Source organism: Corynebacterium aquatimens, from assembly GCF_030408395.1.
Taxonomy (GTDB): Bacteria; Actinomycetota; Actinomycetes; order Mycobacteriales; family Mycobacteriaceae; genus Corynebacterium; species Corynebacterium aquatimens.
In genome coordinates this window covers 984,224-1,010,125 of record NZ_CP046980.1, presented here as the reverse complement: position 1 = coordinate 1,010,125, position 25,902 = coordinate 984,224, and the positions used below count along the sequence as shown (strand labels likewise).

The following is a 25,902-nucleotide window of genomic DNA, read 5'->3' as shown; positions in this document are numbered from 1 at the left end:
CCCCACCAACTACAGCGGGCCGCCCTGACCGGGACGGCGAAGTCCACTTCATGGTTTCGCCGGTACCGTGTTGACGATCATGGGCGCTTGCGGGGTACTCCCCTCCAACGTCCGGTAACACTACCCGTTGCGCGGACCCATCGCACCCTCGGCACGCCCGTGGCGAAATGTTGCTTCGCGCGCCGGGGCGGGCTGGACCGTGATTAGAACGCGCCGCCGGTTGGGTTGTAGGTAGCCTTCACCGTTTTCGCGCCGGCGCCTGATTCAGGCTCTGCGGCTGGCCCGGCGCTGGGGGCGTCTGCGTCGGCCTCCTGGTCGCTGAGAGCGCCTTCGGGTGCATCGGCAGGGTCACCGCCCTTGATCATCCACAGGATCGAGTCCAGTTCTTCAGGCTTGACCAGCACTTCGCGGGCCTTGGAACCTTCAGATGGTCCCACCACACCGCGGGTCTCCATGAGATCCATCAGGCGACCAGCCTTGGCAAAACCGATGCGGAGTTTGCGCTGCAACATCGACGTGGAGCCGAGCTGGGACGTGACAACGAGCTCGACGGCCTCGAGGAGGTCGTCCATGTCCTTGCCAATCTCTTCGTCGATAACCTTCTGCTCGCTCTGCTTCTCCTCCGTGACACCTTCGGTGTACTGGGGTTCACCCTGGGCCTTCACCGCTTCGACGACAGCGGTGACCTCATCGTCAGAGACGAACGCGCCTTGGAGACGCTGTGGCTTACCGGCACCCTGCGGAATGAAGAGACCATCGCCCATACCAATGAGCTTCTCCGCACCGGCCTGGTCCAAGATCACGCGGGAGTCTGTCAGCGAGGACGTTGCGAACGCAAGGCGGGACGGAACGTTGGTCTTGATCAGACCGGTGACAACATCCACACTCGGGCGCTGCGTTGCCAAAACGAGGTGGATACCCGCAGCACGCGCCTTTTGGGTGATGCGGACGATCGACTCCTCGATTTCCTTTGGCGCCGTCATCATCAAATCGGCGAGCTCATCAACGACACAGACAATGAACGGGTACGGGCGGACCTCACGCTGCGATCCCGGCGGGGCGGTGTACTCACCGTCGCGCACCTTACGGTTGTAGTCCTTGATGTGGCGCACGCGCGCGGACTTCATGTCCATGTAGCGCTGTTCCATCTCCTCGACCAACCACTGGAGCGCCGCGGCGGCCTTTTTTGGCTGCGTAATGATCGGCGTGATCAGGTGCGGGATGCCCTCGTACGGGGTCAGCTCGACCATCTTCGGGTCGACCAGGATCAAACGCACTTCCTCAGGCGTGGCGCGGGTAAGCAGCGAGACCAGCATGGAGTTCACAAACGCCGACTTACCGGAACCGGTCGAACCGGCCACCAGCAGGTGCGGCATCTTCTGAACACTGGCAGACACGAAGTCACCCTCAATGTTCTTACCCAGACCAATCAGCATCGGGTCATGGTCGGCTTGAACGTTCGGCGCCTCCAACACATCGCGCAGGCGAACCATCTCACGGTCCGCATTCGGGACCTCAATACCCACGGCGGACTTACCCGGGATTGGGGTCAGCAGACGTACGTTGTCGGTGGCCACTGCATAGGCGAGGTTCGATTGCAGGTTGGTGATCTTAGACACCTTCACGCCTGGGCCAAGCTCGACCTCATAACGCGTGACTGTCGGACCGCGGGAGAACCCCGTGACCGTCGCGTCCACATTGAATTCCTCGAAGACATGCGTGATCGCCTTGATCATGCGGTCATTGGCCTCAGTGCGCGTCTTCGCCGCCTTACCCGCAATGAGCAGATCAGTCGACGGCACCTTGAAGTTTGACGTGGTCTCCGGCACCCGCGGTTTCGGCTCTTTCCGTGCCGGTGCCGGTTCTGGTACCGAAGCCCGTGCCGGTGCAGGCGCTGCTGCAGGTGCTGGGGTCGCGGCTGGCGCTGGAGCGCTCGCGCGGGATGCAGGTTTTTGTTCGGTGCGTCCTACTTCTGCGGCGTCGATATCATTGCGGCCATTGCGCGCGGAGATAGCCTTACGCATTGCTTCACGCGACAGCACCACGGTGTCATCGGACTTCGCCAGATCCTCATCAACCGGCTCTGCATCGAGAGTTGGCTCCGGATCACCCTGTTGCGACTGAACCGGGGAAGGCGCGGGAACTGACCGTGCCGGAGTTGACCTTGCTGCACGCGACGGGCGTTTACGCGCAGGCGTGTGCATCCGTTCTTCGTCTTCAGCCGCGTCAAAGAGAGTCTGTTGCGGGGCCTGGGCGGTGTAGTCAGTTTCGTCGTAGGCGGGCTCGTCGTAGGCGGGTTCGTCGAAGTTGGTTTCGTATGCGCCGAAGGTGTCGTCGTCAAGCGGCGCATCGCTTTGGTCCGTGGGGTAATTGTCCATCGGGGTGCGGCGGCGCTGTGGCTTGAGGACGCCTTGGCTTTGCTGGCGGGCGGGGCGCTCGCGGCCTTCAGCGATGTCATCGAGGTCATCTTCGACGTAGTCGTACGGGTCCTCGGAGCCCTCTTCCGCGTCTTCGGGGTCAGGGGTGTGGGCGCTATCCATAATGGAACGAACTCCATCGCGCAGGTACTCGAAGGACTCGCGGACCGTCACGCCCGTGGCAAGCAGCGCGCCGTAGACAATCACGAGGACTAGAAGCGGCAACGCAACGTACGGGGAGAAACCAGCGGACAGACCACCGCCGATGAGCGCGCCGATCGCACCACCGGCAATGCGGCGGCCCTCCCAGTTATCGGGGTTGCCAGCGAGGATGTGGATCATCGCGAGCATGCAGATGGCAATCACTGTCAGGCCGACCCCGCTGTGCGCGCGGCGGGTGGGGTTCTCACCAGCGCGGAGCATGAGCGCGACCGCGATGCCCACCAGAGCGATAGGCAGAATGAATGCGCCGGCACCAATAATCCAGTGGGTGCCGTACGCAATGGCGGCGCCGATTGGACCGGCGACGTCAAACCACACGGAGGCACCGAGCACCGCGGCGACACCAATCAGCAACAGCCCAAGCGCGTCGACGCCAAGGAGGCTGCGCTGCTGCCCGTCCTGGTAATCGACGTACTCGTCGTAGCCGTTGGTATCCTCCGGCACCTCTTCATACTGGGAGGCATCGGCGCGGCGGCGCTTCGGCGCGGGGGTATCAGCGCTAGCCGCGTTCCTGCCGCGTCGCGTACTTTTAGGTTCATTCACGTCGCGCTCCTCCCTCTCCTGCTCACGCTCACGGCGGCTAACTGTCTGAATTTTGGTGGTTGCTGCACCGTCCGACGCATCATCGTTGGCGCTTCCCGCGCGTGCGCGACTGCCGACCGCTTTGAACGCCCCAGTCATACCGCGTGCGGCGGAGCCCATCGCGCCGCCAACGGCACCGCCGACAACGCGAAGTGGGGAACCAATCCGCTCATTCGCGGTATCAGCAGCCAAGGTTGTTGACGACGTCGATGTCCGTTGCGCGCGCTGATCGTAGCCGTAAGAGTATCCCCCACCACCGTGAGAGTATCCGGCGTCGCGGCCGCGTGGGCGCGAAGACGGACGATCAGAACTCGTGTGGCTTGCGCGCCCACGACGCGGTGAACTGGTGACAGACATGGCCACAACTCTAGTATCCCAAGTCACACAAACAACTCACGCCACACCGGTAGACGTGAGTAAAGCCCCGCGGCGCGCTACCGCGCAGGGTGGAGGTTACACAGCGCGCTTGACCTTGGCGATGTCGCCAGCGTTGCCTTCGATCTCCACCTTCACTGCGTCGCGGCCGGTGACCCAGAGCAGCAGCTCGCCGGGCTCGCCCTTGACGCGGACGACCCGGTCGCCCTTTTCCGCCACTCCGCGCTTACCGCCCAAGGTCACCGGTGGCAGGTTCGGCGGGGTAAGGATCACGGGCACATCCACGCTTGTCAGGGCGAGTTTGCCCATCATTGCGGCGGCGCTCATCAACTTCTTGTCCACAACGTCACTGAACTCGCGGGGTTCGACGCGGTCCTTAACCTCCTCCGTCGATAAGCCAGCGAGCTCACCGCGACGCACGTCCTCATGGTGGATGAAGTTCTCAGAGATATTCATGAATTTATCCAGCGGCTTGATGTGCAACGGCGGCCCCGCAGCCCACTGCTTCACAATCTCCTCATACGGCCGGGCCTTCTCCTTCTCCTCCGCAGACTCGGTGATCGGCTTCAGAGCCGGAACCATGTAACCACCCGCGAGGTGAGTACGGTTTTCCCGGATAAACAGGTGGACGGCCAAATCCTTGGTGGTCCAACCCTTACACAGCGTGGGGGCATCCGGACCAACCTCGAGCATCAACTGGGCAAGCTTTTCGCGTTCTTTCTGCTGAAATGACATAGGCCCCAGCCTAGTTGGCCGGGGCTTATGGTGTGGCTGACAAGCGGGCGCTTGCCAGCAGGCTTGCGCCTGCGCTACACGCGTGGCTTAGAGCGACTCGCGGGAAGCCTGAACTTGCTCATCCGAGATCGGAGTGAACTCTTCGGAGTTCATCGGAACGACCGTTGGCAAGATCACAGGCTCACGCTTGTAGTTCTGCTCAATCGTGCGGGAGATACGGCGGCGGAGCTGCTGCACCATGCGGTACGGGTCATTCTCACCCTCAGCTGCCAGATCGAACATTGTGTTCTCCACCAGCTCCACGATGATCGGGATGACACCGCGGTCATCTTCCACCAGACCCGTGGTAGACACCGTGGGCTTGTCCAAAAGGCTGCCCGTGCGGTCGTCGATCACGCAGGTAATGGAGATGACACCGCCGGCGGCGAGGTTCGTGCGGTCAGCGAGCACGTCCATGTCAACGTCACCCATCGTGGTGCCGTCGACGTAGAGGTTACCCACCTGGTACTGGCCAGCGACCTTAATGCGACCGTCAATCATGTCCACCACAACGCCGTTCTGCGCCAGCACGGTGTTCTCCGGCTTCACGCCCGTGGAGATCGCCAGCTCCTTGTTCGCGCGGAGGTGACGCCACTCGCCGTGCACCGGCATCGCGTTCTTGGGACGTGCGATGTTGTAGAGGAACAATAACTCGCCGGCGTAACCGTGGCCAGAGGCGTGCACGTGCGCGTCATCGCTGGTGATGACCTCCGCACCAATCTGAGCCAGGTTGTTGATCACGGCGAAGACCGCTTCCTCATTACCCGGAATGAGCGAGGACGACAGGATGATCATGTCACCATCGCGGACCGTGATCTGGCGGTGCTCACGGCGCGACATACGCGACAAGGCCGCCATTGGCTCACCTTGAGTACCCGTGGTGATCAGCAACACGCGGTGCGGGGCCATCTTCGCGGCCTCTTCAATCGGGATGATCGTGCCACGCGGCGCCTTCAGCAGGCTCATCTTCTCCGCGATCTCCATGTTGCGGATCATGGAACGACCATTGAACGCAACCTTGCGGCCTGAGGCCACAGCCGCATTGACCGCCATCTGCACGCGGGAAACGTTTGACGCGAACGACGCCAAGATCACACGCTGCTTCGCACCTTGAACAATCCGGATAAGCGTTTCTTCAATACCGGCCTCCGAGGAGGAAATTCCCGGGATCGTCGCGTTCGTCGAATCACACAAGAAGAGGTCAATACCCTCATCACCGAAGCGTGCCAGCGCCGGCAGGTCCGTCGGCTTGTTATCATACGGCGTCATATCCAGCTTGATGTCACCGGTCATGCACACGGTGCCAGCGCCGGTCTTGATCATCACACCCAGGCAGTCCGGAATAGAGTGGCCCACGCGCCAGAAGCGCAGGTTGAATGGGCCAAGCGTCACGTTCGACTTCTCATTGACCTCATGCAGCTTCGGGCGCTGACGGTGCTCACGCGTCTTCGCGTGGATCAAAGCGTTAGTAAATCGCGCCGAGTAGATCGGAATATCAGCTCGCAGCTTCAGCAGCCACGGGATCGCGCCAATGTGGTCTTCGTGGCCGTGCGTGACGACGAGGGCCTCGACCTTATCCAGCTTGTTCTCAATCGGCCCGAAGTCCGGCAGAATCAGGTCCACGCCCGGCTCATCGGAAGTCGGGAACAGCACACCACAGTCCACGATCAGCAAGCGGTCGTTGTACTCGAAGACCGTCATATTACGACCGATCTCCGAAATCCCGCCCAACGCATAGATACGCAACGCATTGGACTGAGCCTTCTGCGGCTCCGGCAAACGCTTAGTCAGATCCGCACCCTGCATCGACTTCATCGGGTTGTGGCGGTCTCCCCCACGCCCCCGGCCACGCCCACGGCTACGGTTGCGGCCGTTCTTGCCGCCGCCGTTGTTGTTGCCGTTGCCGTTGTTGTTGCCGCCGTTACCGCCCTGGGCGTTGTTGCCCTGGGCGTTGTTTCCGTTGTCGGACTGCGCACCGGCGTTGTTGTCCTGGGCGCGGTTGTTGCGGCTATTGCGCGGTTCTCTACGTTCTTGGTTGCCGGTGCTGTAAGGGTTGTTGGCTACCTTGAACACCGGTTGTTCGCCCGCCTCGGGTGGTCCCGCCTTTCGCGTTGCTTTGCGGGATTGATTGCGGGGTTCGTTCATCTTTAAAGGACTCCAGCTTTTTCCATGTCAAGGCGCAACGACGCCACCTGCTGCTCGCTCGCAGGAGCGATGGGCAGACGTGGGTCGCCGACCTCAATGCCCTGCAGACGCAGAGCGGCTTTTGAAAATGTCACTCCACCAAGGATTGCCTGCTGTGCAGCAAGCACGTCGATGGTGGTGGCGTTGATTTCCCGTGCACGGGCGAGGTCGCCTTCCTCGAAGCTTGTTACCAGCTCTCGCAGCAGCGCGGGCGCCGCGTGGCCAACCACAGAGATAACCCCCGTGGCACCCAAAGAGAGCCATGGCACGTTCAGTGCGTCGTCGCCAGAGTACCAGGCCAACCCCGTGTCATTAATAATCGGTGCGGCTTCCAGCATGTCGGCCTTGGCATCTTTCACGCCCAGGACGTTGGGAATCTTAGCAAGCTCACGAATTGTCTCACCCGCAATGGGGACAACAGAACGCGGCGGAATGTCGTACAAGCACACCGGGAGATCAGTGGCTTGTGCCACGGCAGTGAAGTGCGCCAACAGGCCTGCTTGGTTCGGCTTGGAGTAGTACGGCGTCACCGTCAAAAGGGCGTCTGCACCGGCCGCCGCGGATGCCTTGGCCAGCTCCACAGCGTGGTGGGTGTTGTTGGACCCGGCGCCAGCAACCAGCTTCGCGCGGTCCCCCACTTCTTCACGCACCGCGCGGAGAAGCTCAATCTTTTCCTCATCCGTGGTCGTCGGGGATTCACCGGTGGTGCCAGCCAGGATCAAGGCGTCCACGCCGTTATCCACAAGGTAGGCAGCAAGTCGACGACCAGCGGCAAGGTCGAGCTTCCCCTGCGCATCAAATGGTGTCACCATGGCTACGCCAACGGTGCCAAAATGCTCAGCGCCAGTATTAACCTTCAGACTTGTTCCCATGGGGATCAAGGTTACAGCAGCATCTCACGCCGCAAGCGCACCACTTAACAGAATCGGTGAGATCGTGAACAGATTTGGCTAGATTGCGTACGGACTCGTCGCCATCTTCGTCCCGTCAGCCAGGGTGGAGATCAAAAAGTCATCAAAAAGCGCGGGCGCTTGCCGCGACAGAATCTCCAGTACGGTGATGGCTAGCGTGCGGATTTCCACATCAGCGTGTTCGCTGGCACGCGCGGCGATGAATCCACGCCACGCACGGTAGTTGCCCGTGACCACAAAGCGTGTCTCAGTCGCGTTCGGCAAAATTGCGCGTGCTGCTTGGCGGGCCTTTTTCTTCCGCAACAGTGGGTTGGGCTCGTTGTCCAAGTTCCCCTCGAGTGCTGTCAGCAGCTCTTCGTAGACAAACCTGGATTCATCCACCGCGTGCAGGAAGAGGCGCTCCAAATCCTCATCCCCGCGCACTTCCGCAGGAAGAACCACATCGGTCTCTCCGGCTGGGACAAACCGTTGGGAGAGTTGGCTAAAGGACAGATGACGATGGCGCAGAAGCTCGTTTCCCGCTGCCCGCGACAAACCGCGGATGTACAGCGTCGCCGTTGCGTGCTCCAGCAGCGCGTCGTGCCCGACCTCCAGAATGTGGTGAACGTAGGCTTCATTGGCCGCGGTGTGCGGGTTGGGCTTCGAGAACGTCTCGTAGCAGGCCCTACCTGCAAATTCGACGAGCGCTTCTGCGTCAGTCGCGTTCGCGTCTTGTTCCCAGTCCACGTCCACCGGCGGTTCAAACGATGTCGCCGCGATCAGTTGGACATCAAGTTCCTTCTGTTGCGTCATAGCAGTCTCCGATCGTTGTAGGGCCCGTCGTGCCCATCGTTGTAGGGCCCGTCAGGGCCCTACAACCCCAGGTAGGAATCCAGTCCGATGGTCAAGCCCGGGTGGTCGGCGACACCGCGGACGCCGGTGAGGACGCCGGGGACGAAGGAGTCTCGGCCGTAGGAGTCCTGGCGGATGGTCAGCGACTGGTCTTGGGTACCAAACACGATTTCTTCGTGCGCCACCATTCCGGTCATGCGTACGGCGTGGACTTTGACGCCATCAACGTCGGCGCCGCGTGCGCCCTCCAGTGTTTGCTCCGTCGCGTCCGGGATCGCGCCCATATTCGCTTCACGACGAGCTTCCGCGATGCCCTGCGCCGTCTTGATCGCAGTGCCACTTGGTGCATCCAACTTGTTCGGGTGGTGGTATTCCACCACTTCAGCGGATTCAAAGAACGGTGCGGCCTGGCGCGCGAACGCCATGGCGAGTACAGCGGAGATCGCAAAGTTCGGCGCGATGAGCACACCAACCGGCGTATCCGCACCGGCATTGGCTTCGTCAAGCCAGGAGCGCACCTGCGCGTATCGCTGATCATCAAAACCGGTGGTGCCCACCACCGCGTGGATGCCGTTGTTAATGCAGAATTCTAAGGTGTCCATCACTGCGGACGGCGTGGTGAAATCGACGATCACCTGCGCCCCACCGTCGACAAGCAACTGCAGCGTGTCGCCCATGTCTACTTCAGCGACGAGCTCCAAGTCCTCCGCCGCGTTCACGCCAGCAACAACGGCGGTGCCCACCCGGCCGCGCGCTCCAACTACACCCACTTTGATCGACATGGTTTCATGCGTCCTTTCGCTCTACAGCTTCTTCACCACAACACCTTAGCCGCGTCGCGCGACACGGCCCCACGCGGGAGCACTAGCTTATCGACGACACCCGTTACGATAAACCTTATGAAACATCCATCACGTAGGTTAACAATTGCAACACTGGGCGCGGCGGCTGTCGTCGCGGTGGCGACTGGAGTGACCGCGTGCGGGTCCGCCGGTGACACGGAGTCAAACCCGAGCACCACGACGGTTGCGTCCCCCTCAGCCGAAACTGAGACTACAACCGTGACCAAAACCCCGGAGCAAAAAGCCGCGTCCACCGACAGCACGCAGAAGCTGAACGGGTTTAGCGCAGAACCCACCGAAGTCTTTGGAGGCCCGCTCGCGCAGCTGCGCACGACCGACATCCGCGTCGGATCGCACGCCGGCTACGACCGCGTCGTCTTCGAGTTCGAAGGCACCGGCACACCCGAGTTCCACGCTGGCTACACCGACCAGCCCCTGCAGCAGGCTTCGGGCTACCCTGTTGAAGTCCCCGGCAGCGCGGCGCTGGAACTCATGATCCACGGAACGTCCCTGGACATGAGCATGGACGCTAAGTACGGAATGAAGAAGGACTGGGGTCTAACCAGCGGCAGCATCACCAGCGTTGTCGGCGGCGGAACCTTCGAAGCCGACGGCCAGTACTTCATCGGCGTGGATTCCACGCGCCCCTACAAGGTTATGGTGCTGGAAAACCCGACTCGCCTGGTCGTGGATATTCAAAAGTAGGTAGAACTCGTGACCAATGGTGATAGACCCCGGAGCCCTCGAAAACCTGACGTAGAACCAGACACAAACCCTAGCGATGCGTCGGAGGCGGCTCACACGTCGAAAATGGCCGCGGCAGGTTCATCACAGTCGCATCCATCCACCGACGCTATGCCGCCGGTGCAGTACTCCCCCCAGCAGAAACCGCGCCAGGTGCTCCCACCGGCCCAGCCAACCCAGTATTGGCAGCCGCAGCAGGAGTATCGGGAGGATTATCGGACGGGCTATCTGGACCAGTCATACATTCCACCTACCGCGCCGCCGACCGCACCGCCGACATATGCCACCGGCGAGTCGCGCACCAAGTGGCTGACCTGGTCGCTTGTGCCCGTGGCCATCATCGGGCTTGGTGTACCCATTGGTTTCTACGCTGCCGGGTTAATCAACAAGGATAACGGTGGGGCCACCAACGCCGACGCGCCCACGACCAGTTCAACTGTGGCGGCCCCGGAAACCATCACTGTCACCACGGAGGCCGAACCGTCCGAAGAAGAACACGTTGACGCCGATGAAGAGGAGGAAACCGATTCCGGTGATGACGGTGAGCCCACCGTTGAAATTCTTGTTCCGTACGGCAGCCACGCTGCCGAGTTCCCCGCATCAGCTGATGCCCGGTTGCGCACCGTCGACGTACGCGCCGGCAGCCACCCCGACGAAGGCTTCGACCGCGTCGCATTCGAGTTCGAAGGTACGGGAACCCCAGGGTTTCGGATTCACTACACCGCAACCGACAACCTTGAAATCACCGTCGTGGGCACATCCCGGGACTTTTCGACGGTCTACGGTGACGGTGGGTCCTACGGCGTAAGCGCCGGTGTAGTCACCGATGTCTTCGGTGGCGGGGTGGCCGATGACGAAACCGAGTTCGTCATCGAGACCGACCAGCGCTATGACTTCCAGGTCCTCCGGCTGACCAACCCGCCCCGTATCGCGGTGGACCTCCGGCGCTAAACCGACGGGGACGAGGGAGATCTTGCCGCGGTTGTCGATGTGTAGGGCTACTCGCTCGGAATCGGCGGATAGGACGGGTCGGTCAAAACGAAAAGTGTGACCGTAGAGTCCTCATCGGTAGCGAGGTCATGCGGCACGTTAGCCTCTACGTGAACCGCGGTTCCAGGCTCTAACACGACCGTTTCGCCCTCAGCGGTGAATCGGACGCGGCCGGTCTGTCCCATCACAATGATAGGACGCGCCGCTTGGTGCGCCGGAAAGACTTCGCCTGCCGCGAAAGCGATTCGCACTACGTTCGCCCCCGCGAACTTGCCGAGGACCTTTACTTCAGGGCGCGGCCCATGCCGCTCCTCGGTCGTGCGCGGGTTTTGTAATCCTCGAATGATGTCCACGGTCACTCTTTCAAGGCGCCGATTGCAATCGCCGCCGGGTCGTCTGGGTGTTCAGTGAATGGATGCTGGGAGCCAAATTTTACTCCACACTCCCCCTGCAGGTCGAAGGGAACCAGTTCAAGTTCGCTTGAAACGCCAAACTCGCTCAAATAACCTGCGTGCAGCCGGCATATAAAGGGCACCGGGGGCTTCCCGCCTGCCCGGACAAACGGGCAAGCCCTCAATCCTAAAGCCCCGCTAGCGCGCACGTACGGATCGAATCCGAGTACTCGTAGTTCGTCGAGAAGCCCGTTGATTCCCGCACTTTTGGCGCTCGACCGCGAAATGGCCCATCTGCGACCTAAGTCTGACGGATCATCAGCTCCGCTTTGAGCGAGTACTCCTGCGAGCATCTCCACGAGATCGACGTACGCCGACGTCACATCCGATTCACGCGGTGCACGCACAAAGTACACGAGCGACGGACGCCCACGTCCCTGAGATGGTTCAGGCTCCGCACCAATGAGCCCCAACTCCGTCAATTCGTCGAGATGTCCACGAACCGTGTTTGGATGAGAGTCGAGATAGCGGGCGATGTCGGCCACCTTCGCCGTCCCGCCCAAAGCCTGAATGGCGTCCACGACAGCGCGCTGCTTGGCACTCGCCCCCGCTGCTATTTCCATCAAGTCAGAGACAGGTGCTGGTGGCACGCCTTTCTTTCCCTTTGTGTCCCGAATGGGCTGAACCACTTGGTCCGTGTGAACTTCACGTGCCATTGACAAAGACCCTCCTTCAGATCCCCACGCTCCGAGTTCACTTCCATGTTGGCGAGTAGTGGAGAATGCACACTTCTAATAGTACGATAAACTCCGTGTTAAATAGCACACTGGAGGAACAGCGAGAACTTCAGCGTCGATGGAATAAGACAGTCGGTGCTGTCGTTGCCGGTTGGATACTTCTAGGTGTTGTGTTGAACGCACTGACATTGTGGGGCATCGGCGTACCCCGCTGGAACCGGATCCATGCGTTCACTGTGGGCGCTCTCATGACGGCGGTAGTCGCGTATTCCTGGCATTTCACGCTGACGCTCACCCGCGCTCCAAGCATCGGCTACCGCAGGTTAATCACAATACTTGTCATTCTCCATGGTTCACTCTTAGTCCTGATGCTCCAACCAGAGTGGAACTCCGCCAGCGCTTTTGCCGCGTTGTGTGTGGCGACTCTCATGCTGTGGAATGCGTTGAGCTTGGCCGCAGTAGTTCGGCGAGCCTTCATCAGTCAGTTGGCTGCTACTGCATGGGGTTACGTTCTATCGTTCTTGCTTATCGTTTTCGCCATAGCTTTGGCAATGTACGCACCTTATAGCGGAAGCTTCATGAACGTCATTGCTGCTCACTCACGCACGGCGGTATGGGGCTTTGCGTGGCTGACCGTGCTCTCCACAGTAGTGACATTCCTGCCAACCGTAACCGGAGCGCGCGTTTCGTTCGTCGCCCGCGACCGGTGCCCAGAAATGCTAGTTGCCCACGCAGCAGCAGTGACTCTAGCAGCCATCATGTTGGCTTCAGGGCACTACCGCGTGGCGGGCGGGATAATGATGGTAGGCGTAGCGGCATCCGTTAGCATCGTGCAGCCCACTCTCGCCGAACTTGCTCAAGCCCATAAACCTCTTGGCGCTGCACCTGCCTTCGTCTCGGGAGGCATGCTTTGGTTGCTTGGAGCCTTCGCGGGCGACGCAATCTCACTCGTCACCGGCTACGGGCCTGGCTCGATGAGCACAAGTTTCATAGTCGCGGTGGTGGGTGCGGGACTCCTCCAGCTGATCACTGGGGCACTTTGCCACCTACTGCCTGTCCTTACGGGGAAGGCTTCCCTCAGGGGGCGCCTCAACCGCGCTTTTCTGCCCCGCCTTGCCATGGTGAACGCAGGCGGACTCGTTGCTTTGCTGATATCGCCGATCGTTGGAGGGGGAGCGATAGCGATCGCTGTGCTCTGGCAGCTCTTTATCCTCCTCCCATTAATTCGCTCTTCGTCTAAGGAGACAAACCCATGAATCTCCCCCTCTCCCCCACAGGTGCCGGACAAAGGACAGCGGTATCCCGACGAGCTAATGCAGTGGCGTGGGTCGTCGTCTTGTTGTTTGTATTGGTTGTTGGCGCAGCAACGGCGATAAGTCAAGGCCGACAGCCCAGTCGGCCGACAACCCCAGTTGTCGCGGACATCACCATCGAAGGGATGCACTACTCGCCGGACCGCGTCGAGGTGGATCCGGCCACGCCGGTCGTCCTGCGGATTACTAACAACGATGATCGCCGCCACGACCTCAAGATCGGGTCTGCCTACTCTGGTCCGATCGATCCCGGAAAGACCGTGCTTTACGACTTCGGTACGTTCGCGGATTCGACGCAGGGCTGGTGCACGATGGCGGGCCACAAGGCCCAGGGCATGCTTTTCGATGTCACCGTCACGACTAGCGGGCAGCTCCCGCAGCAGTGATCACATTGCGTTGTGCTCTCACCCCGCGCCTCATAAGCGGGATGAACGCGGCAAGGCACAGAAAGACGATCAAACTGAAGACGATTCGGGCGATCGCGTGCGGCGCCGCCAGCCATCCAACGAGCGCGACGTTGAACACCGCTACGCGCAACACTCCAGCTCGGCCAAGTTCCGCAAGACCTGCACGAACAGCAGCGGGTCCCCCGCCGATGGTTGTGGGCATGAGGTAGCTCATGGTGCCGATTAGAAGCTGAGCGGCGAAGCCGACGAGCAGCGGCAGGGTTGGCGGCGCGAGCAAAAGAGGGCCGCGGAGGGACGACGCGAGACTCACGCCCATCCACACCAACGATCCGACGAGCCACGCAACCGCGCACAACGCGGACAGGCTGTAATAAGTGAACCGCCCCTGTGGGTCCCGGACGATTGACAGTACTCCTGCCAGCCACTGCTGTAGCGCGTACACCCATGCCGCCGCGTAAACGAGTACGCCGCAGCAGGCAATGCCGTTCGATCCGGCGAGTGCCCCACAGACGGCGATACTGATTCCAGCAGCGAGGGTCCACAGCAACCCGACCGGATGCGCAAGAATTCCCTTTAACCGCCACATTGCCGGGAACAGAATCGTGAGGGAAGCCATGGCCGCTAAACCGACGAAACCGCCGACGTTAGTGAACACGTGGGCAAGAAGCACCCGCTGCTGCCACACCCCTGGGAGATCGAGCGCGAGCGCGGCGCCGAAGCACGCGCCCACGACAAGCGACACAGCAGAAGCCACATAGCCGGCGACTACTGGCCGAAACCGCTTTGTCTTCTCCGTTTGCAGGAGCTGGTGCGCGATTGCGGCACCGTGCCAGCCGACTGCGGCGATAACCAGCGAAACACCGGACCAAGTAACCACCCAATGCGGCCCCCACCCAGCTGCGAGTTGCCCTGCCAAGAGGAGAACTACGCCCACATTGAGCATGCGCGTGCGCCACAACTGCGCGGGCCGCGCAGAGTTAGGGAGCTTGTTCTGCAGGAATCGTTCGGTGAGGTTCTGGGACCAGACGACAACGGAGTTGGTCAACACACCGAGCGTGAAAATGTGTATGAGCAGCCACCGCGGTTCCGGGACCAGAGTATGGACGAGACCGACAGCGATAAAGACACCCATCCACACCACCACTGGCCGTGACACTCGCCGGTGCCACACACGTGGATTCCAGTGATCCATCTCCGACTCCCGCTGCGCTCCCATAACTAGTAGCGTAACAGCCCCCTACCATTTGTTACGGAATGAGCCGGTTTAAATGGTGGGGGCTGAAGAGCGTCGATAAGCGGGTGCCTAGTCCTCCTCGACCGGGACGAGCGAGATCTTGCCGCGGTTGTCGATGTCCGCGATCTCCACCTCGATCTTGTCGCCGACGTTGACTACGTCCTCGACGTTCTCAACGCGCTTGTCGCCGCCGAGCTTGGAGATGTGGACGAGTCCGTCGCGGCCCGGGGTCAGCGACACGAACGCGCCGAAGGCGACGGTCTTGACCACGGTGCCGAGGTAGCGCTCGCCGACCTTCGGCAGCTGCGGGTTGGCAATCGAGTTGATGCGATCAATCGCGGCGTCAGCGGCCTCACCGGTAGCGGCGGCAACGTAGACGGTTCCATCGTCTTCGATGGTGACGTCCGCACCGGTTTCTTCCGTGATGTCGTTGATGGTCTTGCCCTTCGGACCAATAACCTCACCGATCTTGGACACAGGCACCTTGACGGTGGTGATCTTCGGAGCCAGCGCGTTCATCTCATCCGGGCCTTCGATGACCTCAGCCATCGTCTCCAGGATGGTGGCGCGGGCGTCCTTCGCCTGGTTCAGGGCGGATGCCAAAACGTCAGACGGGATGCCGTCGAGCTTGGTGTCTAACTGCAAAGCAGTGATGAACTCGGAAGTACCCGCGACCTTGAAGTCCATGTCGCCGAATGCATCCTCAGCGCCGAGGATGTCAGTCAGCGCAACGTAAGTGGTCTCACCGTCAACGTCACCGGAAACCAGGCCCATGGCGATACCAGCAACCGGCGCAGCCAGCGGAACACCCGCGTTGTACAGCGACAACGTGGAGGCGCAGACGGAGCCCATAGAGGTCGAACCGTTCGAACCCAGCGCCTCAGAGACCTGGCGGATGGTGTACGGGAAGTCTTCCTTCGACGGAATGACCGGAACCAGCGCGCGCTCAGCCAACGCTCCGTGACCGATCTCGCGGCGCTTCGGGGAACCGACACGGCCGGTCTCACCCGTCGAGTACGGCGGGAAGTTGTAGTGGTGGATGTAGTGCTTGGACGTCTCCGGGTTGAGGGAGTCCAGCTGCTGCTCCATCTTCAGCATGTCCAAGGTGGTCACGCCAAGGATCTGGGTCTCGCCACGCTCAAACAGGGACGAACCGTGTGCGCGCGGAATGAGCTCCACCTCAACCTCGAGGTCACGGATGTCGGTGACCCCACGGCCGTCGATACGAAAGCCCTCGGTGAGAATCTTGTTGCGCACGATGGCCTTCTGAACAGCGTTGTAGGCCGCACGGATTTCCTTGCCTGCGTCCTCGCCAGCGAAGGTCTCTGCGAGCTGCTCCTCAACCTCTTCCATGTGGGCGTTGGTTGCCTCTTCGCGCTCCTGCTTGGAGGCGATCGTCATGAGCTTGGAGAGCTTCTTCGACGCCTTCTTCTCCACGGCATCGTAGACCTCGTCGGAATACGCCGGGAACAGCGGGAACTCCTGGGTTTCCTTCGCTGCCTTCTCAGCCAGGCCGCGCTGAGCTTCGCACAAGGTCTTGATGTACGGCTTCGCAGCCTCCAAGCCCTCGGCCACGGTAGCTTCCGTCGGTGCGGGAGCGCCAGCTTCAATGAGCTTGACGACGTTAGCGCCTGCGCCTGCCTCCACCATCATGATGGCGACGTCTTCTTCCTTGGAGCGGCCATTGCCCCGTTCCACGATGCGGCCGGCGACGACCATCTCGAACAGGCAGTTCTCGTGCTGTGAGTGGTTCGGGAATGCAATCCATGCACCCTGCGGGTGATCCTCGTCCGAAACAAACGCCATGCGCACGCCACCGACGGCGCCGGATACCGGCAGGCCGGACAGCTGCGTCGCGGCCGACGCACCGTTGATAGCAACGACGTCGTAGTACTCTTCCGGGTTCATGCTCATCACGGTGATGACAACTTGGACCTCGTTGCGCAGGCCCTTCACAAACGTCGGGCGCAGCGGACGGTCAATCAGGCGGCAGGCCAAGATCGCCTCGGTGGTCGGGCGGCCCTCGCGGCGGAAGAAGGAGCCAGGGATGCGGCCCGCGGCGTACATGCGCTCTTCAACATCAACCGTGAGCGGGAAGAAATCGAAGCCCTCGCGCGGCTGGTTGGATGCGGTCACCGTGGACAGCAGCATCGTGTCATCGTCTAGGTAGGTGGTCACCGAACCGTCAGCCTGGCGCGCAAGCTGCCCGGTCTCAAAACGAATGGTGCGTGTACCAAAGTCGCCGTTATCCAAGGTGGCGATAGCTTCGGTGATCCCGTAATCCTCATCGACGATGACGTCAAAGGAGTTCTTCGGGGTGAAAGCCGGTGCTTTCTTCTCCGACTTACGGTTTTTTGCTGTGCGGGAGCTCGACGAGCTCCTCCGCGTGCGGTTACTCAAGGTTTCCCTTTCGATAGGGGTGTCTTCGGCGATCATCGGTGCCGCCGGAATTCGTCTTCTTCTTTTCGCGTTGCGTGTTTCAACCTGCAACAACTATGAAACTCTACCATCTACCAGCGGATCTGCCCACCCAAGGAAAGGTTCCCCACCGTTTGTCAAGTTAAAAAGCCAAACACATGCTGAGAATGATGCAGATCGGCGACTCGTGAAAAACTTGCGATCTAACAACGATCTTTCCCGCCACACACAGCTTCTTCACGTTTCGCCTCAAGACGAACACCTGTTGTGGCTACCGGATCTTTCAGCAATGACATTCCGACGCTCCGAAACTCATTATGACAGGACACGGCTTTACTTCAGCAAGTACGGGTTAAGTGACAAAATGTGTGTCTGATTTCCGGTATATCTGCTGATCAGGCTGCATAAATCGGGCTCGAATAGGGTTTTTCGCCTTATTCTGGCTCGTTTTTCGTTCAATCCACCGGAATGGCACCTTCATGTGCTAGCGGGGTGTTGGTGTGCTTTCCCGGTGACACCAAACAGACCACGATGCCCCTCATGTCATGGGGAAACAAAGAAAAACGGTCCCACTCCCAAAGGCTCCACTAGGTGGCGGTGCAAAGACTGCGGAGCCACCTTCATACGCCACCGCACCGACCAAACCCAAGCTCGGGACTTCACAGCGTTTCACGCCTACGTCACTGGCACAGCGTCACTTAACGACGTAGCTGGTACCTTGAACGTCTCCCGCCGCACGCTCGACCGCCGGTTCGCCCCGTTTTGGCTCATCGATGTTCCCAACACCCCAGACCCACACCGGGTCTACGACCAGATTTTCATCGACGGCACCTACACCGACGCTGGCTGCCTGCTGGTTGCCGCAAGCCGCGACCACGTCATCGCCTGGCACTGGGCTAAAAGCGAATCAGCCCACGCCTACACTCAACTACTAAGCGGCATCGCCGCACCGTTATGCGTCGTCCTCGACGGCGGCCAAGGCGCCTTATCCGCCATCAAAGCCTGCTGGCCCAACACGCTGATCCAGCGCTGTCTCGTCCATGCCCAACGCGTTGTCCGCCGCTACACCACAACACGCCCCCGCACCGATGCCGGCAAGGCCATCTATGCACTAGCGCTGAAACTGACCACGATCACCACCGTGGACCAAGCCCGGGAATGGACGCTGCGTCTACACGACTTCGCAGTGGTCTACAAGGCCTTCCTCAACGAGAAAACACTCCTACCCAAAGAGCGCCGCACCCTCAACCACCAATGGGAATGGACCCATATCCGTGTGCGTAGGGCTTACAACTCGCTTGTGCACCTTTCACGCAACAACTGGCTGTTCACCTACCTCCAACCCCCGACAGACGCACTCGAACCCGACCGGTGGGCAGCAACCACCAACAGTCTTGAAGGCGGGATCAACGCCCAACTCAAACGCATCGCTGACGCCCACCGCGGCAGATCAGGAGAGCGGCAACGCAAAATGCTCGAATGGTACCTGCACTCGAAAACGCAACTGCCTGACGCCCCATTACAGATCGCCAGGCAGTGCAGGTTCGGACAAGATCAACTCGCCAAAGTTCCCGATCTCGTCACTAAAGACCGAAACGAATCCGACCATCAAACAGGCCGACCAGCCTTCTACGACAACGCTATCCCAACCGACTACGAACACTCAGTAGGAATCAGAAAAGGACCCCTCAAATAACAAAAAGCGTGCCCCACCGGCGACACGCCGACCAGACACACTTTTTGTCTATTAACCCGCAAGTACTTGGAAAACATTTCCCTGATTCGATTAATTGATTAAGCCAGGCAGGCCAATGAGTGATCCCGCCGGCCAGCAGCTCGACGGGATCTGGGCTAAACGTTGTCCCCGGATAGTTCCGGCGAGGACGGCACCACTGACTTTGATGCTAGCCAAGAACAGCCAGCAAGTCCCACCCCCAGACGCAATACGAACTCTATTTCTCTCGTTAACCAGGAAGAATATCGAATGGATACCCCATTATGGGGTCACGCAGCCGTCGAGATTCGTAAGCAATTCGCATGTCCCCGCGACGGGTGCTGAAGAGATTGAACCCCTCGGACTCAAGAACAGACCCGAGGGGTTCAACGAAGTTGCCGCAAAGATGCGGCGGAAGTCAAGCGCTTAGCGGCGCAGCCCCAGGCGAGAGATGAGGTCACGGTAACGCTCAACGTTGTTCTCGCGCAGGTACTTCAAAAGACCGCGGCGACGACCGACGAGCAGAAGCAGACCACGACGGGAGTGGTGATCGTGCTTGTGGTACTTCAGGTGCTCGGTCAGGTTGTTGATGCGCGCGGTAAGCAGCGCAACCTGTGCCTCCGGGGAACCGGTGTCAGTCTCGTGGAGGCCGTACTCCTTGAGGATCTCGGTCTTCTTCTCAGTGGTCAAAGCAGCCATGCGTCATTCTCCTTCGAATGTCCTTGTGTATTTCAGTCCGCAATCTTCGGATAGCCGCCGGTGACTGCTGCGGACCACAGTCATGGTTACCAAAACGGCCGAATGGATACTTTAACGCATGGCAGACCGGAAGTGCTAATCGCGGTGCCGGGTTACACGTGCAGGTTAGCCTGCAGGGTTAGCCTGCAGACTTAGGGTGCGGGTTTAGGCCGCCAGGTCCGTAATGCGGCGCATGAACTCGCTGAGGAAGCGGGCGGTGTCCACGCCGACGGCGACGCGGGCGGTTTTCACACCATCGTTGAGGCGGGTTTCATCACCGATCGTACGGCCGCGGGTGGCACCGTCTGTATCTACCTTCATGTTGATCGGGATCGTGGTGACCAGCGTCGGGTCGATTGCGACGCCAACCGCGAGAGGGTCGTGCAATCCGCAGCCGCCAAGGTGCGGTGCCGTGGTGTCATAGGCCTTGATGTAGTAATTCGTCGCGGTGGCCAAGAAGTCCCCTTGCGGCGTGCCCAGCGCTTCCCACTTGGCGGTCTCTTCGTAGGTGAGCAGCGTTTGCAAGGTCACGTCGAGGCCGATCATGGTGACGTCTTTGGCCCGGCGGAACAAAAGGTCGGTGGCCTCCGGGTCCTGGTTGACGTTGGCCTCCGCCCACGGGCTGACGTTACCGGGCACGGTCAGCGCACCGCCCATCATCACGATGTGGGCGTTGTCCGCGAAGTCCTCGCTGGAATCAATAGCGGCGGCAATCGTCGTCGACGGGCCGGTCGGTACGATGACCAGGTCATCGCCGTACGTGTTCACCGAGTCCACGAGGAAGTCCACAGCAGACGTCTTTTCCACAGCACGCTGCGGATCCGGTAGTACTGCCTCGCCGATGCCGTTGTGGCCGTGGATGAACTCAGAGATTTCCAAAACCTCGAAGGAGTCCTTGACACGAGCGTGGTCTGGACCAGCAAAGACAGGAACATCGGTGCGGCCGAACAGCTCCAGGATCGCCAGCGTATTGCGCACGCCGGTGTCCACCGTGACGTTGCCGTACGTGCCGGTCACGCCGATGAGCTCTACTTCCTCAGAGCCCAATGCGTAGGCAAGAGCCAGCGCGTCATCAATGCCAGTGTCAAGGTCCAGGATCATTTTTGTGGGATGCGATGCAGCAGACATGACTGCCAGCGTACGCACGTGGCCGCCCGCGTAGAAAGGCGGCGGCACAAAACTTAAGGTGCGGCGCTAATCGACGTTCAGGATCGAGCGCACAGTCGCCACGTCGCGGGCCATGTTTTCCAGTAGCTCGTCGACGGAGTTGAACTTCACCATGTCGCGCACCTTGGCAACGAATTCGACTTTGGCCATGCGGCCGTAGAGGTCCGCATCGCGGTCGAGAACGAAGGATTCGATGCTGCGGCGGGAATCGCCGAAGGTGGGGTTTGTGCCCACGGATATCGCGGCCGGGTAGGCCACGCCGATTTCCATGTCACCATCGATCGGCGCTTCATCCTCGCTCCCGGCAACGACAGTGAACCAGCCGGCGTAGACGCCGTCGGCGGGAGTGGCACCAGTGTCAGGGACATACTGGTTGGCGGTGGGATAGCCCAGTTCACGCCCGCCGCGGCCAGCGCCACGCTCCACGGGCGCGGTGATGGAAAACGTGCGGCCTAGAAATCCGGAGGCGGTGCCCAGGTCGCCCTCATTCAACGCGTCGCGGATGGCCGTGGAGCAAATTCGCTCGCTGCCGCTGTGGAGAAGCTGCACCACGTCAACGTCCACGCCGTAGGCTTTGCCCAGTTCCACCATCGTCGCCGCGGTGCCGCGCGCGCCGGCGCCGAAGGTGAAGTTCTCCCCCACCACAACGCGGGAGGCACCCAGTTTGTCCACGATCACGGAACGGAAATACTCCTCGGGGCTCTCCCCCGCCAGTTCTTTGGTGAAGTCGATGACCAGCATGTAATCCACACCCAGGGCTTCAATGATCCGGGCGCGTTCTGCCAGCGGAAGAAGCGTGGGCGGGGTCAACTCTGGGGCGAACACGGCCACTGGGTGCGGGTCAAACGTCATCACCACGGACGGGACCTGGTTCTCACGTGCCACGTCCACCGCGTGCGTGATCAGCAGCTGGTGGCCCAAGTGGACGCCGTCGAACACGCCGATGGTGACAACGGGGCCAGGAGCCGAAGGAGCCCGGGTAGCCCCGGGAGCAACAGTGGTTAGCGTTGCGCGTTCAAGCTCCGACAGTCCCATCAAAATATCCACGTCGCACAGACTACGTCATGGCGTGCGTCGGCCGCGCCAAGCATGGGTATGTGTTTGGGTCTTCACGCGGCCCGGCGGAAGGCGTGGCATAGGGTGGGTGGGGTGAAAGACACTGTGCGCGATCCGTTAACGGGCTCCGGCCTGGTCTTCGTGGATAAGCCTGCGGGCATGACCAGCCACGACGTGGTGGCGCGGCTGCGGCGTTTCTTTGGCACGCGCAAGGTGGGTCATGCAGGAACGCTTGACCCGATGGCTACCGGGGTCCTGGTCGCAGGGATTGAACGCGGCACGAAGCTGCTCGCCCACCTGGTGACGGACGATAAGGTCTACGCCGCCACGATTCGCCTGGGCCAAACCACGTCCACCGAAGACGCCGACGGTGAAGTCCTCACCACCACCGACACCGCGGGGGTGACAGACGCCGCGATCAAAGACGCAGTCGCCCAGCTCACCGGGGAGATCATGCAGGTGCCTTCAAAGGTGTCCGCGATCAAGATCAACGGTAAGCGCGCACACGAGATGGTGCGAGACGGTGAAGAATTTGAGATTCCCCCGCGTCCCATCACCGTCTTTAGTTTCGAGATTCTAGATATCCGCCGCCACAGCGGGTGTATAGACGTTGACGTGCGCGTTCATTGTTCCTCGGGCACGTACATCCGTGCGTTGGCACGCGATCTGGGCGACTCACTTGCGGTGGGCGCGCACCTTACGGCCCTTCGTCGAGAAGCATCAGGCCCTTTTGATCTCACGCGCGCACGCACGCTGGAGGAACTTGAGGCCCACGCGGAGCTGTCGATGACGATGGATGAGGCCCTGTTGGCCGCCTGGCCCGCGCTCGAGGTCACCGCGGAGGAATACGCGGACCTCGCGATGGGTAAGTGGCTGTCGCCCCGCGGCGTACGCGGCGTTCACGCGGCCGTAGGGCCCGAAGGCAAGGTCGTGGCGTTAGTCAAAGAAAAGGGCGCTCGCTTATCGACGACCTTTGTCGCGCGCCCCTCCACCCTTTAGCGCGGAACGAACGTAGACGCGCAGACGTAGCCCGCTTCGATCTTCCAGCGGCCCTCAATGAACGGCACCGGCGTGGGGCGCACCAAAAGGTAGGAGAAAAACGTGCCGTCATCGCGGATGTCAATCTCCGCGTCCTCAAAGCCCAGCCAGCGAAGCGTCATGGGGAACCACGCCTTATACGTGGCCTCCTTGGTGCAGAACAACAACCGGTCCGCCCAGTGGTTGCCGCGGGCCTTTTGCTTCTCTACCCACCGGCGTTCGTTGGCGTGCGCGATCTGATCCAGCACGCCCTCGGGGAGGGGCTCCGCGGGCTCCGCATCGATGCCCATTGAACGGATCGAATCAGTCGGCGCGGCGACAGCCATGCGCAAACCGTCCGTATGCGTTAGGGAACCGGTGTAACCCTCCGGCCACAGCGGCATGCCGCGCTCCCCTTTCAGCACTGCTTGCATGGAATCCGCACCGAGCTCTTTAAGCGCCTGGTGCGCGCACCACCGCGCGTCGCCGAACTCACCCTTGCGGGAATCCACCGCGCGGCTGACCACCACGCGCTCTTCAGGGTGCAGGTCCTGGTAATTAGAAAGGTCAGGGCCATCAGCGGCACGCGTGCTGGTGCGCAAGTACACAACGCGGGCTTCGGGCGGGAAGAGGTCTTTATCCAGCATTACTGGGCCACCTCCTCGCTTTGCACCGTGCCGACGGGGTCGGCGTCTGCGCGTGGCAGGCTCATCACCGGGTAGGGCCACGGCGGGGAAAGCGGACCGGGTTTACGCGCCTGCCATTCCGCCGGGTAGCCCAACGACACCTCGATGTGCTTCGTCCCGTCTACTTCCATGACGCCTGGAATGTGCAGATGTCCGTAAATGACGTGGGTGGCGTTGTAGCGCTGCGCCCAACTACGGGTATGGCGGGTGCCGCACCACAGGGCCATCTCCGGGAACATCATCTTCTCCGTCGGTTCCTGGATCAGGGGCCAGTGGTTAATCAGGATCGTCGGCCCGTTGATGCGCGAGAGCCGCTTCGTGGAATAGGCCAAGCGGTCCCAGCACCACGCACGCATATCCACGAACGGGGCGATAGCGACCTCATCGGTAAAAACAATGTTTTTCTTTTCCGCTTGCGCAAGCGCATCTTGGACAGTGACGTCAGAGAGCCGGAACGAATAGTCGTACAACGTGAAAAGCGGCACGATGGTGACGCCGCCGAACACGGGGTATTCATCCTCCGGCGTGATCACGCCGAGGCTGCGCATCGCCGCCACGAGCTCCGCGTACTTGTCGCGCCCCGTGTGACGGTCCCCGCTGCGCGAATACAACTCATGGTTTCCCGGCACCCAAATCACCGTGTGGAAGCGGTCCGCCAGGATCGCCATGACGCGCACGATCAATTCCGTGCGCTCCCCCACGTCCCCGGCCACGATCAGCCAATCGTCCGGACTTTCCGGCACGATCTCTTCGATCCGGGCGCGGTTAGCTTTCACCGCGGCATGCAGGTCCGAGACCGCCCACAGCGTGGTCATAACTCTTCCTTCGCACGGTCCTCGGAGTCTTGGTCCCCAACCGCCCAGCGCATGGAGTAGAACCGCCAGATGTCGCCGATGAGGCGCAGGATGATCATGGCCGCGAGCCCACACCAAATGCCGGTGAGCCCCGCGTCGAACCACCACGCGGCGGCGACCCCGGGGAGGAAACCCGCGAAGACGGCGGCGACAGTCAGCGTGCGCAGGAACGCAGCATCACCCGCACCGAGGAGCACGCCGTCGAGGGCGAAGAGGACACCGCCGGCGATCACGATGACGATGAGGAGAAGCCACGGCCACTGCATCGCATCAATCACGGCATCATCGGTGGTGAAGATCCGTTTGATCCACGGCCCGCCGGCGAGCAGCACTGCGGCCAGCGCCACGGCGAAGCCCGCGGAGTACACCGTGGCCTTCTCCCCCACCTTGCGGGCAAGGGTCGCATCCCCCTTACCCAGCGCCGCACCGGTGAGCGCCTGGGCAGCAATCGCCAGGGAATCCAGCACCAACGAAAGGAACTGGAACAGCTGGAGCAACACCTGGTGCGCCGCCAGTGCCACCACCGCGATACGCCCGGCCACTGCCGCAGCAAGAATGAAAGACAGGTGCAGCGACAGCGACCGCACGATGAGGTCGCGGCCGAGCACCAACTGACGCAGAATCACCGAGGGATTCGGCGCCCACGAAAACCCCAGGGTGCGCTGCTCACGCACAAGCACCGCGATGAAGCCCACAGAAGTCAGCGCCATACCCAGCACGTTCGCCCACGCGGAGCCAACGAGCCCAAGCTTATCGACGAAAAATGGCAGCGCTATCGCGCCGGGTATCACGCCGCATAACGTGAAATAAAACGGCAGACGCGTGTTGTGGACTCCGCGCATCCAGCCGTTACCGGCCATGATGATGAGCGTGAGCGGGATCGCGAATACAGCGACCCGCATCCAGCTCACCGCAGCCGCGGCTGTGTCTGCATCTTGGACGAAGAAGCTGGCTAGTTGAGGCGCGAAGAGCCACACCAGCGTGGCCAGAACAAAACCAACGGCGAGTCCCAGCCAGGTCGCCTGCACGCCCTCAGCAACTGCATCACCGCGGCGGCCTGCCCCGTACATCCGGGCAGCGCGGGCAGTGGTGCCGTAGGACAAAAACGTGAGGTTGGTTGTCACGGCTGCTTGGACCGTGGTTCCGGCCGCCAGCGCCGCGAGCTGGGAGGACCCCAAGTGCCCGATGATCGCGGTATCAAGCAGCAGATACAGCGGCATTGCGGACAGGACGCCCAAGGCGGGCAGCGCAAGAGAAAGGATGCGGCCTGGGGTTACCAGGGCATCCACGGAAACAG

At 61.1% G+C, this 25,902-nt stretch carries 22 protein-coding genes; 6 read left to right on the top strand and 16 right to left on the bottom strand.

Translation table 11 applies throughout. The annotated features are described in order from the left end of the window. Window positions 1-203: 203 nt before the first annotated feature. From CAQUA_RS04580 to dapB, 6 genes are all read right to left on the bottom strand, one after another. Window positions 204-3,578: an FtsK/SpoIIIE family DNA translocase gene (locus tag CAQUA_RS04580; protein WP_196824309.1), complete on the bottom strand. Its 3,375-nt coding sequence runs from the start codon at window positions 3,576-3,578 to the stop codon at window positions 204-206. Between the two features lie 96 nt (window positions 3,579-3,674). After that, window positions 3,675-4,331 (bottom strand): TIGR03085 family metal-binding protein, encoded by a 657-nt coding sequence (locus CAQUA_RS04575; RefSeq protein WP_196824310.1) that lies wholly within the window; start codon window positions 4,329-4,331, stop codon window positions 3,675-3,677. Between the two features lie 87 nt (window positions 4,332-4,418). Beyond that, complete coding sequence (locus tag CAQUA_RS04570; RefSeq protein ID WP_269208574.1) at window positions 4,419-6,515, bottom strand: ribonuclease J; 2,097 nt, start codon at window positions 6,513-6,515, stop codon at window positions 4,419-4,421. A 2-nt stretch (window positions 6,516-6,517) separates the two neighbouring features. Beyond that, a complete protein-coding gene (gene dapA / locus CAQUA_RS04565; RefSeq protein ID WP_196824311.1) occupies window positions 6,518-7,426 on the bottom strand; it encodes a 4-hydroxy-tetrahydrodipicolinate synthase in 909 nt (302 codons plus the stop codon). A 78-nt stretch (window positions 7,427-7,504) separates the two neighbouring features. Continuing rightward, window positions 7,505-8,257: an FAD-dependent thymidylate synthase gene (gene thyX, locus CAQUA_RS04560; protein ID WP_196824312.1), complete on the bottom strand. Its 753-nt coding sequence runs from the start codon at window positions 8,255-8,257 to the stop codon at window positions 7,505-7,507. 59 nt (window positions 8,258-8,316) lie between these two features. Continuing rightward, the gene (gene dapB, locus CAQUA_RS04555; protein ID WP_196824313.1) at window positions 8,317-9,078 is read right to left on the bottom strand and encodes a 4-hydroxy-tetrahydrodipicolinate reductase; all 762 of its coding nucleotides are present in this window, start codon (window positions 9,076-9,078) and stop codon (window positions 8,317-8,319) included. Between the two features lie 117 nt (window positions 9,079-9,195). On the opposite strand from dapB, the gene CAQUA_RS04550 reads away from it, so the two are divergent. Together CAQUA_RS04550 and CAQUA_RS04545 are read left to right on the top strand one after the other, a co-directional pair. After that, window positions 9,196-9,843 carry an AMIN-like domain-containing (lipo)protein gene (locus CAQUA_RS04550; protein WP_196824314.1) on the top strand — a complete coding sequence of 216 codons (648 nt, stop codon included), beginning with the start codon at window positions 9,196-9,198 and terminating at the stop codon, window positions 9,841-9,843. A gap of 150 nt (window positions 9,844-9,993) precedes the next feature. Continuing rightward, window positions 9,994-10,833, top strand: coding sequence for an AMIN-like domain-containing (lipo)protein (locus CAQUA_RS04545; RefSeq protein ID WP_196824315.1), 840 nt, complete (start codon window positions 9,994-9,996; stop codon window positions 10,831-10,833). 47 nt (window positions 10,834-10,880) lie between these two features. On the opposite strand, the gene CAQUA_RS04540 is transcribed toward CAQUA_RS04545, so the two are convergent. Together CAQUA_RS04540 and CAQUA_RS04535 are read right to left on the bottom strand one after the other, a co-directional pair. Next, window positions 10,881-11,225, bottom strand: coding sequence for a cupin domain-containing protein (locus CAQUA_RS04540; protein ID WP_196824316.1), 345 nt, complete (start codon window positions 11,223-11,225; stop codon window positions 10,881-10,883). A gap of 2 nt (window positions 11,226-11,227) precedes the next feature. Continuing rightward, window positions 11,228-11,980 (bottom strand): helix-turn-helix transcriptional regulator, encoded by a 753-nt coding sequence (locus CAQUA_RS04535; protein WP_196824317.1) that lies wholly within the window; start codon window positions 11,978-11,980, stop codon window positions 11,228-11,230. 95 nt (window positions 11,981-12,075) lie between these two features. On the opposite strand from CAQUA_RS04535, the gene CAQUA_RS04530 reads away from it, so the two are divergent. Both CAQUA_RS04530 and CAQUA_RS04525 read left to right on the top strand, forming a co-directional pair. Then, entirely contained in the window at window positions 12,076-13,257 is a 1,182-nt protein-coding gene (locus CAQUA_RS04530; protein ID WP_196824318.1) for a hypothetical protein, read from the top strand. Next, window positions 13,254-13,700, top strand: coding sequence for a cupredoxin domain-containing protein (locus CAQUA_RS04525; RefSeq protein ID WP_196824319.1), 447 nt, complete (start codon window positions 13,254-13,256; stop codon window positions 13,698-13,700). The genes CAQUA_RS04530 and CAQUA_RS04525 overlap by 4 nt, the downstream gene beginning before the upstream one ends. Here CAQUA_RS04525 and CAQUA_RS04520 read toward each other — a convergent pair. Then, entirely contained in the window at window positions 13,675-14,853 is a 1,179-nt protein-coding gene (locus tag CAQUA_RS04520) for a copper oxidase (protein WP_196824320.1), read from the bottom strand. The two genes, CAQUA_RS04525 and CAQUA_RS04520, sit on opposite strands and share 26 nt — an antisense overlap. Before the next feature lie 171 nt (window positions 14,854-15,024). Next, on the bottom strand, window positions 15,025-17,355 hold the full coding sequence (locus CAQUA_RS04515) for a polyribonucleotide nucleotidyltransferase (protein WP_231375415.1): 2,331 nt from the start codon (window positions 17,353-17,355) through the stop codon (window positions 15,025-15,027). Between the two features lie 529 nt (window positions 17,356-17,884). On the opposite strand from CAQUA_RS04515, the gene CAQUA_RS04510 reads away from it, so the two are divergent. Further along, entirely contained in the window at window positions 17,885-19,069 is a 1,185-nt protein-coding gene (locus tag CAQUA_RS04510; RefSeq protein ID WP_196824321.1) for an IS1249 family transposase, read from the top strand. Between the two features lie 444 nt (window positions 19,070-19,513). On the opposite strand, the gene rpsO is transcribed toward CAQUA_RS04510, so the two are convergent. The 3 genes from rpsO to CAQUA_RS04495 form a co-directional block, all read right to left on the bottom strand. Beyond that, window positions 19,514-19,786, bottom strand: coding sequence for a 30S ribosomal protein S15 (gene rpsO, locus CAQUA_RS04505; RefSeq protein WP_196824322.1), 273 nt, complete (start codon window positions 19,784-19,786; stop codon window positions 19,514-19,516). 204 nt (window positions 19,787-19,990) lie between these two features. Beyond that, entirely contained in the window at window positions 19,991-20,953 is a 963-nt protein-coding gene (locus CAQUA_RS04500; protein WP_196824323.1) for a nucleoside hydrolase, read from the bottom strand. Window positions 20,954-21,019: 66 nt separating this feature from the next. Next, window positions 21,020-22,039, bottom strand: coding sequence for a bifunctional riboflavin kinase/FAD synthetase (locus CAQUA_RS04495; RefSeq protein ID WP_290178792.1), 1,020 nt, complete (start codon window positions 22,037-22,039; stop codon window positions 21,020-21,022). Window positions 22,040-22,153: 114 nt separating this feature from the next. Here CAQUA_RS04495 and truB point away from each other — a divergent pair, with 114 nt between their 5' ends. Then, window positions 22,154-23,047, top strand: coding sequence for a tRNA pseudouridine(55) synthase TruB (gene truB, locus CAQUA_RS04490; protein ID WP_290178928.1), 894 nt, complete (start codon window positions 22,154-22,156; stop codon window positions 23,045-23,047). Here truB and CAQUA_RS04485 read toward each other — a convergent pair. Genes CAQUA_RS04485 through CAQUA_RS04475 form a run of 3 tightly spaced genes read right to left on the bottom strand, consistent with a single transcriptional unit; the run spans window position 23,044 to window position 25,885 of the window. After that, entirely contained in the window at window positions 23,044-23,712 is a 669-nt protein-coding gene (locus CAQUA_RS04485) for a 4'-phosphopantetheinyl transferase family protein (RefSeq protein WP_196824325.1), read from the bottom strand. The two genes, truB and CAQUA_RS04485, sit on opposite strands and share 4 nt — an antisense overlap. Beyond that, window positions 23,712-24,566 (bottom strand): metallophosphoesterase family protein, encoded by an 855-nt coding sequence (locus CAQUA_RS04480; RefSeq protein ID WP_196824326.1) that lies wholly within the window; start codon window positions 24,564-24,566, stop codon window positions 23,712-23,714. Before CAQUA_RS04480 ends, CAQUA_RS04485 begins: the two co-directional genes overlap by 1 nt. Then, entirely contained in the window at window positions 24,563-25,885 is a 1,323-nt protein-coding gene (locus CAQUA_RS04475) for an MATE family efflux transporter (RefSeq protein ID WP_196825600.1), read from the bottom strand. The genes CAQUA_RS04480 and CAQUA_RS04475 overlap by 4 nt, the downstream gene beginning before the upstream one ends. Window positions 25,886-25,902: the final 17 nt, after the last annotated feature.

Bases quoted from the DNA above. Each gene is read 5' to 3' on its own strand.
- CAQUA_RS04535 (WP_196824317.1), bottom strand. From the start codon at position 11,980: ATGGCACGTGAAGTTCACACGGACCAAGTGGTTCAGCCCATTCGGGAC.
- CAQUA_RS04550 (WP_196824314.1), top strand. From the start codon at position 9,196: ATGAAACATCCATCACGTAGGTTAACAATTGCAACACTGGGCGCGGCG.
- rpsO (WP_196824322.1), bottom strand. From the start codon at position 19,786: ATGGCTGCTTTGACCACTGAGAAGAAGACCGAGATCCTCAAGGAGTAC.
- CAQUA_RS04575 (WP_196824310.1), bottom strand. From the start codon at position 4,331: ATGTCATTTCAGCAGAAAGAACGCGAAAAGCTTGCCCAGTTGATGCTC.
- CAQUA_RS04580 (WP_196824309.1), bottom strand. From the start codon at position 3,578: ATGTCTGTCACCAGTTCACCGCGTCGTGGGCGCGCAAGCCACACGAGT.
- CAQUA_RS04545 (WP_196824315.1), top strand. From the start codon at position 9,994: ATGCCGCCGGTGCAGTACTCCCCCCAGCAGAAACCGCGCCAGGTGCTC.
- CAQUA_RS04480 (WP_196824326.1), bottom strand. From the start codon at position 24,566: ATGACCACGCTGTGGGCGGTCTCGGACCTGCATGCCGCGGTGAAAGCT.
- dapB (WP_196824313.1), bottom strand. From the start codon at position 9,078: ATGTCGATCAAAGTGGGTGTAGTTGGAGCGCGCGGCCGGGTGGGCACC.
- thyX (WP_196824312.1), bottom strand. From the start codon at position 8,257: ATGACGCAACAGAAGGAACTTGATGTCCAACTGATCGCGGCGACATCG.
- CAQUA_RS04500 (WP_196824323.1), bottom strand. From the start codon at position 20,953: ATGTCTGCTGCATCGCATCCCACAAAAATGATCCTGGACCTTGACACT.
- CAQUA_RS04485 (WP_196824325.1), bottom strand. From the start codon at position 23,712: ATGCTGGATAAAGACCTCTTCCCGCCCGAAGCCCGCGTTGTGTACTTG.
- dapA (WP_196824311.1), bottom strand. From the start codon at position 7,426: ATGGGAACAAGTCTGAAGGTTAATACTGGCGCTGAGCATTTTGGCACC.
- CAQUA_RS04520 (WP_196824320.1), bottom strand. From the start codon at position 14,853: ATGGGTGTCTTTATCGCTGTCGGTCTCGTCCATACTCTGGTCCCGGAA.
- CAQUA_RS04570 (WP_269208574.1), bottom strand. From the start codon at position 6,515: ATGAACGAACCCCGCAATCAATCCCGCAAAGCAACGCGAAAGGCGGGA.
- CAQUA_RS04525 (WP_196824319.1), top strand. From the start codon at position 13,254: ATGAATCTCCCCCTCTCCCCCACAGGTGCCGGACAAAGGACAGCGGTA.